Here is a 12329-nt window from a genome sequence, read left to right as displayed (position 1 = left end):
TCCCTCTGGCTCGTCCCATGTTTTACCCAAATGTAAAAAACCTACCCCTGTGAGGCAGGGAGCAGGGAGCAGGGAGCAGAGGGACTTTTGGTAACTTTACACAAGTTAATACCGCGCTGCATCAAGAAGTGAGGTTTATTTTTGTCCAGGTACTTATCCGTTACAAAACTTTATATAAAACTGTAGAAAAATTGGATTTTCGGAGTGATTTACAAAGTGAGGGCAGTCAAAAAGGCCTGATGCTCTTAATGGCAAAACAGATCCTCTTAAGAATAAATATTTCTTGAAAAATTTTTCTTGATTTAACTCAGAGTAATAGGGTGAATCTTTCCGAACAGAACAATCCACAAATCCTAAAATAATTGCAATCGATACGGAGCAAAGGACATGGTAACTTACATCGGTGACAACTTAAACAACTATGGTTATGGTGGCTCTGGTAACGACTATCTTTATGGTTACGGTGGCAACGACACCCTGGTTGGTGGCTCTGGCGACGACTACCTTAATGGTGGTATAGGCAGTGACCGGATGTATGGTGGCACGGGCAATGACAGGTATGTGGTTGACAGCACCGGGGATGTGGTCACCGAATACGTCAATCAGGGAATTGATACAGTCTACTCCTCGATCAACTACACCCTAGGAGACAACGTAGAAAACTTGACCCTGACTGGTAGTGCTTACGCTGGCAACGGTAATAGCCTCAACAACATCATCAATGGTAACAGTTCCAACAACGTCCTCTGGGGTAAATCTGGCAATGACAAATTGTATGGAAATGCTGGTGATGACGCTCTTATCGGTGATACAGGCAATGACTCGATGTATGGTGGCACGGGCAATGACATCTATTCGGTTGAGAGCACCGGGGATGTGGTCACCGAATACGTCAATCAGGGAATTGATACAGTCTACTCCTCGATCAACTACACCCTAGGAGACAACGTAGAAAACTTGACCCTGACTGGTAGTGCTTACGCTGGCAACGGTAATAGCCTCAACAACAGCATCAGTGGTAACAGTGACAACAACTTGCTCTGGGGTAAATCTGGCAATGACGAATTGTATGGGAAGGCTGGTACTGACGTTCTTCTCGGTGATCTAGGCAACGACTCCCTTTATGGTGGCTCTGACAATGACTACTTGTATGGTGGCTTGGGCAACGACACCCTTACCGGTGGCTCTGGTAATGACTCTCTTTATGGTTATGGAGGTAGTAGTTCCGGCGAACGGGACATCTTAACTGGTGGCACGGGTGCGGATACCTTCGCATTAGGTAACAATGCTTTTGGCATCAAGGTTGGCTACTTTGGTGATGGTAACTCTGGATACGCGACAATCACTGACTTTGATAGGACACAAAGTGATAAAGTTCAGCTCGGTGGTGGTATCAGTGATTACACTGTCAATTACAGTAATGTTAGTGGTACATCAGCACTAGATACAAGGCTATATTACCAGGGAGACTTAATTGCCGTCTTCCAAGATGACATCAGTTTTAATATTCACTCTGATGCAATATTTTAGGGTGAATAGGACTTAGTAAGTTTAGTTAGTATTGCCCCCCTAATTCCTAGATTTGGAAATGGGGGCAATACTCTATTATCACCTGATTATCGTACTCAAAACCGATCATCCTCCTGTGACCACTGCCCCTGGGACTCAGCCGCCCTGGGGCTACTTCTATGGTTGGCCTGATCAACCCTGGCAAGAACTCCAACTGCTTACCCGTCTCTACTCCAACGGGCTGTTTGGGCGTTCGCTTTTGGTAAACTATATATAGTTTTTTTTTTTCGGAAAGTTTTGCGTAAAAATCCGAATTATTAGAGATGAGTATATAGAGCAAGGAAAAACTGCATACTCTTAATGACAAAACCAATCATAGGATTGTGTAAGTCATAAAGAAGAATTACTTACTCTAACTAAATTCAAAACATTACGATCAGGAAAAAAACAATGGCTGATTATTACCTTGGTACTTTAACAAACACTCCCGTCAAATTCGATAGTTTCTCTGTCACACCCAATGATCCTAAAGATGTCTTCGAGTTCCGTCTTAATGGAACCAGAAACATTAATATTGCCATAACTGATATCAGTGCTGGAGACGATGCTGATCTCAAGCTATTTCGGGATAGCAATTTCAATGGCGTTTTTGATTCAGCAGACCAGCAAATTGCCAGTTCCAGCAGATTCGGAGATAGTGATGAGTCAATTAACCTTGCAGATCAAGTGACGGGTCTGTACTTTGCCCAAGTCGAGCGCTATGCTCCAGGTAGCTATGGCTCTGTCTCCTACGATATCGCCTTATCCACCTCCGATCCTAGTAACATACTTCACACAGAACACGATTTTGGTAACTTGTCAGACAATGATAGCCGAAATGGTTTTGTGGGTAACACAGATACCATTGATACCTACAAGTTTTCGATTGGGTTTTACGAGGGGGTGAACATTAAGCTTGAGGGACTCAGTAGTGATGCCGATCTCCGAGTAATCCAAGATATTAATAATAATGGTCTGGTTGACAGTGGCGAAGTCATTCGCACTTCAAATGGTTTTGGCATTGGCTCAGAAGAAATCCTAGATATTAACCTTTCCGGCGACTACTTCGTCCAAGTCTATCAGTTCAGTGGTGATACCAACTACACACTGAATCTTGACTATTTCACTACCCCTGACCTATAACTTTGAGGGTTTTCAACACTGAAGTTTGGTTTTGACAAAAAGGTAAGACCTGCGGAAAGGGGTGTTGATACCAAGTTCAATTGATCTCTAGCACCCCATCACCAGATCACCTTTTGATGAATATACGATCTTAGGACTTACAAGGTTTAGTCGGCTTAGTAAGTCCTAAGATAAATTATACAACTTATATCCATAAAAGCAATATTGTTCAAACAATATTGTTTGACAGGAATCACTACACCATCCCGACAATACTCTATGATAACCTGATCATTCCACTCAAAACTGATCATCCTCTTATGAGCACTGCCCCTTGGACTCAGCCGCCTTCGGGCGACTCCTATTGTTGACGTGATCACCCCTGGAACTCCAAATGCTTACCAATCTCCACTCTAACGGGCTGTTTGCCCCTTCCCGGTTAATTAATTAGATATTTTTGAAATTTTCCAGAGAGTTTTGCGTAAAAATCCGAATTACTAGAGATGAGTATATAGAACAAGTAAAAACAGCACGTAAGAATATACAAGGAGAAAAAAATGGTAGTGAGATTCGGCGGTTTTGGCAACGATACACTCAATGGTGGTCCTTTTAACGACAGTCTGAATGGTGGTTTTGGTAACGACATTCTGAATGGATTGGGCGGCAACGACACACTCATTGGTAATTTTGGTAACGACACACTCAATGGTGGAGCTGGAACCGACACCACCATTGGTAGTTTTGGTAATGATACCATAATTGACGACGATGCTGTTAATTTCGACATTCACAATGGCGGTTCAGGAATCGACACTATTGATTATTCCAATGTCACATTTGTTTCCGGTCGGGTCACCATCAACCTGGCAACTGAGACCACCTCAGTTTTTAGAGGTAATACCGAAACAATTCGCAATTTTGAGAATGTCGAGGGCTCTCAGGGGGGTGAGACAATCATCGGTACCACCGGCGCAAACCGTCTCGACGGTAATGGTGGCAATGACACAATCAATGGTGGTTCTGGCAATGATACTCTGAATGGAGATCGCGGGAATGACTTACTCAACGGAGGTTTTGGCAATGACATACTAAACGGAGGTTTTGGGAACGATACTCTCAACGGTAGTTTTGGGAATGATACTCTCAACGGAGGTTTTGGCAATGACATACTAAACGGTAGTTTTGGCAATGATAACCTCAACGGTAGTTTTGGGAACGATACTCTCAATGGTGGTTCCGGGAATGACATACTCAGCGGTAGTTTTGGCAATGATACTCTGAATGGAGATGCCGGGAATGACAGACTCAACGGTGGTTCGGGAGCCGATAGCCTCACCGGTGGTTCTGGCAATGACAGCCTCACTGGCGCAGGTGGTAACGATACCCTAGTTGGAGGTTTCGGCTCAGATACCCTTAACGGTACTAACAGTTTTGTGGACGGTGTTGGTGAAATTGATATCCTTGATCCTGGTGATGCTCTTGCCAGGGATCTGATTATCCTGGGCACCCGTGGCTCGATCTATTACAACGGTGCTGGTCTAGATTACGCTGTCATTGACAATTTCGACAGATTTAACTTCGCTGGCGAAACTGACTCTGACAAGATCCAGATTTCCGGGTCATTGTCCAATTACACCTTAAGCTCATTCACAGGTACAATATCTGGTGTTTCTATTACCAACGGTACTCGCATTAGCTTAGGTGCAGAAGACATTGCTTATGTCGATTCTAGTGGTTTACTGACCGCTAATGACTTTATCTCTGTCTAGTCGCCAAAGGACTTGATCTAACCGGGTGAGAAGTAGGATTGTTTGCTTTACTCGCTCTGTAGAGTTTAGGGGAAAGCTGCTCATGGTAGACCTGGAGAGAGGGGTGTTGGTACTAAGTTGCATTCATACCTACCACCCCATCACCAGATTACACTATCACCCTTTGAGGAAGATACTATCTTTAGGACTTACGACGTTTAGTAGGCTTAGTAAGTCCTAAGGTGAATTATACAGGTTATACCAATTTAAAGCAATATTCTTCCAGGAATATTGTCAAACAAGAATAACTACCCATCCCGACAATACTCCATGATCAGCTGATCATCACACTCAAAACTGATCATCCTCCTTTAACCATCGCCCCTTGGACTCAGCCGCCTTGGGGTTACTTCTATTGTTAACCTGATCACCTCTGGAACTCCAACTGCTTACCTTTCTGAGCCCCCTTGGACCGAATTGATAACTTTTATGCATAATTTTCTCTCATCTTTATCAAACCTTGACATAGTTAAAGGTTTAGTGAATAATTTGTAAACGTTATAATTTTTATCCGAGTTAGATATATAATCCAATTGGCTCTAAGTAAGCCATCAATAGCAATACTTAATTGAAGCGCTAATTACTTAGTTCCAGATTCAAACTATCTGTCTTGGATATATCAGTTCATGGTGCTCCACTAATCAAGGGGTCTATTGGGTCTAACCAATTGACTTGATCGACTTGATTGTTAGATGAACTGACCTATTAATCAATCAACAGATTATCAATAAAATCACGATTTAGTAGTATTAAGTAATCAGTTTTTTGACGCTACTAAGAGAGGCATTTTTGTGATTTTTTGGAAATCTGTAACGGTCAACATCAGGTTGATCAAAATTACCCTTGACTGACCCATAAACTGGGTTTGTTAAGTTCCACTATTAATAATGAGTATTTCTTGAATATTTTTTCAAGATGTAACTCAGACAAATAGGGGAAATCTTTCCGAACAGAACAATTCACAACTTTTACAACAATTGCAATCGATAGGGAATAAATGATATGGCAAATTCCACTCCTACCAACGGCCCCGATAACCTTTGTGGTACCCCTGGCCCAGACTACTTAGATGGTGGCATGGGCGACGACACCATGATTGGTGGCGCGGGCGATGACATCTATGTGGTTGAAAGCACAGGGGATGTAGTCATTGAAAACCCTGGTGAGGGTATTGATCAAATCAGCTCCTACATCAGCTACAACCTAGGAACCAGCCCCAACGTGGAAAAGTTGAACTTGACTGAGAGTGCTTACTACGGCTATGGTAACACCCTCGACAACATCATCGTTGGTCAAAATAACAACAACTACCTCTGGGGAAATTCTGGCAATGATGAATTGTATGGGAATGGTGGTAATGACACTCTTCACGGTGGTTTTGGCAACGACTCCCTATTTGGTGGTACAGGCAACGACACCCTGATTGGTGCCGATGGCAACGACTTGCTGATTGGTGACGTTGGCAACGACTTGCTATTTGGTGGTACAGGGAATGACTCCCTATTTGGTGACTCTGGCAATGACACTCTCCAGGGTTATCAAGCTAGTAGTCAAGGGGAACTGGACATCCTAACTGGTGGCACGGGTGCGGATAAATTCGTATTAGGTAAAAATGTATTAGTTAAAAAGGGTTATATCACCGAGATTGGCTACATTAATGATGGTGACTCAGGATACGCTACAATCACTGACTTTAATGGGGCAGAAGGTGATAAAGTTTGCCTCGGCGGGAGTATAGCTGATTACGAGCTGTCGGGCAACAATCTATATTACAACGGGGACTTAATTGCTGTCTTCCAAGGTTCGACTGATTTTGATATTGACAACCCTAATCATGTAATGTTTTAGGTTCAATAGAACTTAGTAAATTTAGTTAATATTGCCCCCCTAATCCCTAGATTTGGAAATGGGGGCAATACTCTATGATCACCTGATCATCTAACTTAAAACTCATCATCCTCTTCTCCCCACTTGCCCTTAGACTCAGCCGCCCTGGGGCTACTCTTAGGCTTGATCTGATAGCCCTGCTCTGGCAAGAGCTCCAATTGCTTACCGGTCTTGGCACCTTCTGGCTGTTTGCGCCTTCGCGGTTCATTCTTGCTACCACCACCATGGCGACGCCAAGAGGTTCGTTCTTCAGAGGTATCCTCGGCTACTACTTCATACAATAACGCTACCTTCTCCCCATCTTTACCTTTACGCAATACCCGACCCAAGCGCTGGATATACTCCCGAGATGAACCGGTGCCTGACAAGATAATCGCTACTCGCGCATCGGGGACATCCACTCCCTCATTCAACACATGGGATGCCGCTAAACAGCGATACTCTCCCTCCCGAAATCGCTTCAAAATATCATGACGCTCTTTGACTGGGGTTTGATGAGTAATCGCGGGAATTAATAACTCTTGAGAAATGCGATAAAGTGTAGCATTACCATTGGTAAAAATTAACATCTTCTCTGGATAATGCTGAGCCAGTAAATCTAGCAAAATCCTTAATTTTCCATCGGTACCTAAGGCAATTTCCTTAGCCTCCCGGTGAGCTAACATGGCACGGCGTCCGCTTTGCGATCGCGCACTTGCCATCACAAACTGCTGCCAACCTTTAATACTGCCGAGATGAATGTTGGAGCTCCGTAAAAAATCATTGCGCAACGCCATGCAAGAATTATAGCGATCGCGTTCTTTTTGGGAGAGCTTGACCTTAATCTGAATTACCTTATGGTCAGCTAGTGCCAAACCTGCCAATTGATCAGGGCTTTTCCGATAAACCTCTGGTCCTATCAAACCATTAAGGTCCCAATGACGGCCATCGGAGCGGTCTGGGGTTGCTGTCAGTCCTAACCGATAGGGTGCGATCGCATATTCCGCAATTACCTTATAAAAATCCGTAGGTAAGTGATGACACTCATCAAAAATCACCAAAGCGTACAGATTCCCTAAGGTTTCTGCATGAATAGTGGCACTATCATAGGTGGCGATCAGGATAGGCGTGCGATCGCGAGAACCACCCCCCAACACTCCCACCTCCACATCTGGAAAGGCTGCTTCCAGTTGAGCATACCACTGGTGCATTAAATCTAGGGTTGGTACCACAACTATGGTACTACGAGGAGTGTCTTGCATTGCCAACTGGGCCAGATAAGTCTTACCTGCTCCCGTTGGTAGCACCACTACCCCTTGACGACCGGCTCGCTTCCATGCCAACAGAGCTTCCCGTTGATGGGGATAAGGTTCCATCTCAAAACTAGATACTAGTTCCAGAGGAACAAATTCCCTAGCATCATCAATAAAATCAACCTTATCTCTGAGTAAGCTTTCTACCAGAGGACGATAGTGAATTCCTCTAATCCGAAACTTCTCTACCCGATCATCCCAAGTCGCATACTCCACCCAAGCGTTGCCCCTCGGTGGTGGATGCAAAATCAGAGTTCCCCGGTCAAACGTTAATCTAGGGGTGCGTGGCATGGATTCAAGGACGTTTCTTTGCTATTGTCGTACCGGTTCCGTTGCCAGGCTTTGGCCTAGCTTCAATAGCTAATAATACCAGACCACTGAACTTTCTTAAGTTGATTACGCCGATAGGAAAAGAAACGCTCCGGTTCAGAGTAAGTGCAGTGGGGTGCGATCGCAATTTGTTCTGAATCAATGCCCAATTGTTCCAACTGTAAGACATTCACGCGCCGCACGTCCAAGCGTACTCGTCCCGGTTTCGGGTCCTCTAATATCGGGGAGTCGTCTAGCTGCTGCAACACCCCCAGAATTGATTCGGTGCTATCCCCTTGATCAGTAGATACAATACTAGCTCCCACTTCAGCCGCCACGGTTTCTGATACCTGATAGCATTCCCCTGTAATTGCTGGACCGAGAGCAATGCGTAGATTTTCTTTACGGCTACCATTGTTTAGCAATCGTGCGATCGCATTAGGAACAATCCGTTGAGCAGTACCCCGCCAACCCGCATGAACTGCTGATACCTGTCCCGTTTCCATATCCCCAATCAGTAAGGGCGTACAATCTGCCGTACAAACCCACACAGCTTGGTTAGCTTCCTCACTTATAATACCATCAGCCGGTGGTTTATTGGAGTCTGGTTCACCGTTTTGGGTACTTTCAATTTCTCCAGGAGTCAGTACTGTATTGCCGTGAACCTGTTTAACTCGATACACCTGGGCATCAGGCTGGAGTACATCGACCATTTCTTCAGGAGAACGGGGAGAAAATGCTGAGGTGAAGAAGCCGTGATTCCATTGCTTCAATAGGCTACTCCTTAAATAGGGCAAATTGTTCCAAGTGTCCCAGTGCCAGGTATGCATTTAAATTTTGTTGACGGTTTACACTTTACAGTTTACCGTTTCAATTTTACACTTTATACTTTAAACTGTTATGACTTTAAACTATTGTGGATTTCAATCCTATAGCGTTTCTCGCAGTTATGAGGTACAGTCTTCTTTGACTTTGATTCCCTGTCTTGATCCAGCGCATCGCTATTCCCTATTCCCTATTCCTTATTGCCTCTTCTGATTTCCCTGTTCCCTGCTCCCTACTCCCTACTCCCTTACTGTCATAACCTAAAACTTTAAATTAACACCAGTTTACTGTCATAATTTAAGGCAACTTCCAAAGTTTAATACTATCATCTCTACTGCCACTGACTAAGGTTTTACCATCGGGACTAATCGCCAGAGAACTCACCCAGTTTGTATGACCAGTTAGAGTATTTTTTAACTCACCCGTTTCTAAATTCCAAACCTTAATGGTATTATTGGCACTACCACTAACCAATGTTTTACCATCCGGGCTAATTGCCAGAGAATGAACATAGTATATATGTCCTGTCAAGGTATTTTTTAATTCACCAATTGTCAAATCCCAAATTTTAATATTACGGTCTAGACTACTACTAAATAATGTTTTACCATCAGGACTAATGATTAGAGAAACAACGGAATCTTTATGACCGTTTAGGGTCTTTCTTAGATTACCTGTATCCAAATCCCAAATTCTGATCGTATTGCCCCCATTCCCACTAACTAACGTTTTGCCATCAGGGCTAATCACCACCGAACTAACCCAATTCGTTTCCCCCGTTAAGGTTTGTTTCAGCTTACCAGTAAGTAAATCCCAAACTTTGATAGTGTGGTCATAACTTCCACTTACTAAGGTTTGTCCATCGGAACTAATCGCAACAGAACTAATAAACCCCTGATGACCAGTAAGATTCTTTTTCAGCTCACCCGTTTTCAAATTCCAAATCTTGATAGTGTTGTCATCGCCACCACTAGCAATAGTTTCTCCATCAGGAGTAATAGCAACGGAATAAACATTACCATCATGGCCATTCAGGGTTCTAACTAACTCAGCTTTCGGCAAATTCCAAATTTTTACAGTATGATCATTACTACCACTTACCAAATATTGACTATCAGGACTAACAGCAATAGAACGCACTGAGTTAGTGTGTCCATTGAGAGTAGTTTTGAGGTATGTACTGCTGGGTAAACCAGCAATCAAAAAACTTAGATTAGACGGAAAAATTTGATACCTCAAATATCCATATCCTTGAGTAATTAACCCTAGAGATAATAAAGAAACTCCTCCCATCATGACTTGTTTTTTTAACTGGTCATTTTGTTTTAATGACGTTAAAAAATTAAGAAAGGACTCGTGATACTTAGAGGTAGATTGAGAAGGATTAGCAGGGGTGGCAGACTGAAACTCCAACACCTCCAAGACTTGGTCTACAGACTGATAACGGTGCTGATAGCTTTCTGGAAGCAGCCGATCCATTATCCACCACAATTGCTCACTCACCGGTTGCTTTAAATGCTTTCGCCAACTATTTACCCAGCGATAGCCTTGTTTCTTCCACAAATCCCAAGGGTGAACATTAGTCAGCAAATGAAAGCAGGTCGTGCCCAAACTGTATAAATCACTAGCAGCATAGGCTTTACCTCCCTCCATTTGTTCCATAGGCACATAGCCAAAGGAACCGATAGTGGTGCCAGTGATATTAGCCATGACCGTAGCCCTCAATTGCTTGGCTATCCCAAAATCGATTAGTACTAGCTGACTCTTTTTTTCAGATCCTTGACCCGAAGCAGGACGGCGAATGATATTACCTGGTTTAATATCTCGGTGAATCACCTTCTGTTGATGGACAAACTTGAGAATAGTTAGCAGTTCAAATAAAACATCCTTAATCTTGTCTTCACTGAATGCTCCTGCTTCTTCCAACTCTTGCTCTAAGGTTTTCCCCTCGATATACTCTTGGAGCAAATACAAGCGCTGATCTTCCTCAAAGTAAGCTAGCAAGGTAGGGATTTGGGGATGTTGTCCCAGCCTTTGCAATTGTTTTGCCTCTTGCTCAAATAATTCTCGTGCCTTTTTGAGTGCCTTCGTTCCCTCAATTTGGGGCGCTAGCTGCTTAATCACACAGTATTCATCCAATTTATCCCTATCTTCTGCCAAATAGGTTTTGGAAAATCCCCCATCTCCGATGGGTCGAATCGGACGATAGCGGTTTTTCAAGATTACTAGTTTGTTACCACAGCTTTGGCAAAACTGGTTATCATCCGGATTAATGGGATTCTGGCATTCGGGATTAAGACAGCAGATCATACTGGCAGGTCATCAGGGAATTTGGGTATGACTAGGCCATTAAGAGGGTAGTTTTTTCCTCATGATTTTCCTCTTAAGAGGGAGCATGTCACAGTTAAATGGCATACGGTAGTACTTACGGTAGAAATTCCCTGGTATCAGGATGGTTTTGGTAGATGCTAGCCGTAGATGCTAGACTTAGCGGTTGGCTAATCGGCTACAGTAGCGGCCAGCCCTTTTCGCTTTCCGGTGAAATTTGGCTAATCGGATTAAATGATGGGATTAAGGATTTGAGCTGTTGACCAATCCTTAGGATTAAGGGTACTGATTATTTTACCTTCAATGAATGATTTTAGCAGAATTTCAGCAAACGCGTTCGCGTAGCGTAGCCCTTCGGGCTAATCGCGTAGCGTGACCGTAGGTCAATCGCAATCTGGTTATAGGTTACAGGTTATAGGTTACAGGTTATAGGTTATAGGTTATAGGTTATAGGTTATAGGTTACAGGTTACAGGTTAGGTAGTTATTAAACCTTGGCCAAAAGGCCATGCTACGGGAACAACCTCTTTTAGGAACTATACTCTGTCACGGAAGTCATGGATTCATAGTGGGTAAGGCTAACGGCTGATACCTGAATGCTTACCATGGTGGTTCATTATGCCTAGGTATAAAATAACGACGCTAGCAGATATAATCTGATCTATCATTCTGTTATCCGATCTATTACTTGCGATCTATTACTTGTTAACTACCATGAGAGCATCTAATCGAATTCCCCTAGTTTTGTTTCTACTGCGCCTCAGTGTTTTTCTAGTAATGCTGATGTGGACGATCGATAAATTTGTGCGTCCTGAACATGCAGCTGCAGTCTATGAAAACTTTTACTTTATTAGTGGACTCGGTAACAGCATTTTTATTATTATTGGCGCTATCCAGCTAGTCATCATCATCGGATTTTTACTAGGGTGGAAAAAACGATTTACTTATGGTAGCGTATTAGTATTTCATGGGGTATCAACTCTCTCCTCCTATAAGCAATATCTAAGCCCCTTTTCTGATCCGAATTTGCTATTTTTTGCTGCATGGCCAATGTTAGCAGCTTGCTTTGCTCTTTATTATCTCAGAGACCTTGATACGCTGTTTGTCATCGATAGACGATAGGTAATCTAAAGACACAAATATGGTGTTCAAGTTGAAAGTTAAAAGTTAAAAGTTAAAAGTTAAAAGTTAAAAGTTAAAAGTTAAAAGTT

The 12329-nt window shown here is 43.1% G+C and carries 9 protein-coding genes; 6 read left to right on the top strand and 3 right to left on the bottom strand.

Annotation, left to right across the window (positions count from 1 at the left end; all coding sequences use genetic code 11):
* The first annotated feature begins 387 nt into the window (after positions 1 to 387).
* The 5 genes from AC4II3_RS08245 (at position 388) to AC4II3_RS08225 (ending at position 6326) form a co-directional block, all read left to right on the top strand.
* Entirely contained in the window at positions 388 to 1530 is a 1143-nt protein-coding gene (locus tag AC4II3_RS08245; RefSeq protein ID WP_488011538.1) for a calcium-binding protein, read from the top strand.
* A gap of 58 nt (positions 1531 to 1588) precedes the next feature.
* Positions 1589 to 1786 (top strand): hypothetical protein, encoded by a 198-nt coding sequence (locus tag AC4II3_RS08240; protein ID WP_488011540.1) that lies wholly within the window; start codon positions 1589 to 1591, stop codon positions 1784 to 1786.
* A gap of 173 nt (positions 1787 to 1959) precedes the next feature.
* Positions 1960 to 2691 carry a pre-peptidase C-terminal domain-containing protein gene (locus AC4II3_RS08235; RefSeq protein WP_488011542.1) on the top strand — a complete coding sequence of 244 codons (732 nt, stop codon included), beginning with the start codon at positions 1960 to 1962 and terminating at the stop codon, positions 2689 to 2691.
* Positions 2692 to 3227: 536 nt separating this feature from the next.
* The gene (locus tag AC4II3_RS08230) at positions 3228 to 4439 is read left to right on the top strand and encodes a calcium-binding protein (protein WP_488011544.1); all 1212 of its coding nucleotides are present in this window, start codon (positions 3228 to 3230) and stop codon (positions 4437 to 4439) included.
* 1041 nt (positions 4440 to 5480) lie between these two features.
* A complete protein-coding gene (locus AC4II3_RS08225) occupies positions 5481 to 6326 on the top strand; it encodes a calcium-binding protein (RefSeq protein WP_488011546.1) in 846 nt (281 codons plus the stop codon).
* A gap of 95 nt (positions 6327 to 6421) precedes the next feature.
* Here AC4II3_RS08225 and AC4II3_RS08220 read toward each other — a convergent pair whose 3' ends face one another.
* The 3 genes from AC4II3_RS08220 to AC4II3_RS08210 all read right to left on the bottom strand — a co-directional run bounded on the left by AC4II3_RS08220 (position 6422) and on the right by AC4II3_RS08210 (position 11101).
* The gene (locus tag AC4II3_RS08220; RefSeq protein WP_488011548.1) at positions 6422 to 7948 is read right to left on the bottom strand and encodes a DEAD/DEAH box helicase; all 1527 of its coding nucleotides are present in this window, start codon (positions 7946 to 7948) and stop codon (positions 6422 to 6424) included.
* Positions 7949 to 8010: 62 nt separating this feature from the next.
* Complete coding sequence (gene pgeF, locus AC4II3_RS08215; protein ID WP_488011550.1) at positions 8011 to 8796, bottom strand: peptidoglycan editing factor PgeF; 786 nt, start codon at positions 8794 to 8796, stop codon at positions 8011 to 8013.
* Between the two features lie 292 nt (positions 8797 to 9088).
* The gene (locus AC4II3_RS08210; protein ID WP_488011552.1) at positions 9089 to 11101 is read right to left on the bottom strand and encodes a protein kinase domain-containing protein; all 2013 of its coding nucleotides are present in this window, start codon (positions 11099 to 11101) and stop codon (positions 9089 to 9091) included.
* A gap of 731 nt (positions 11102 to 11832) precedes the next feature.
* On the opposite strand from AC4II3_RS08210, the gene AC4II3_RS08205 reads away from it, so the two are divergent.
* Positions 11833 to 12240: a hypothetical protein gene (locus AC4II3_RS08205; RefSeq protein WP_488011554.1), complete on the top strand. Its 408-nt coding sequence runs from the start codon at positions 11833 to 11835 to the stop codon at positions 12238 to 12240.
* Positions 12241 to 12329 lie beyond the last annotated feature (89 nt).

The organism is Moorena sp. (genome assembly GCF_982860115.1).
The sequence above is the reverse complement of the archived record's forward strand: the minus strand, read 5'-3'. Positions and strand labels throughout refer to the sequence as shown.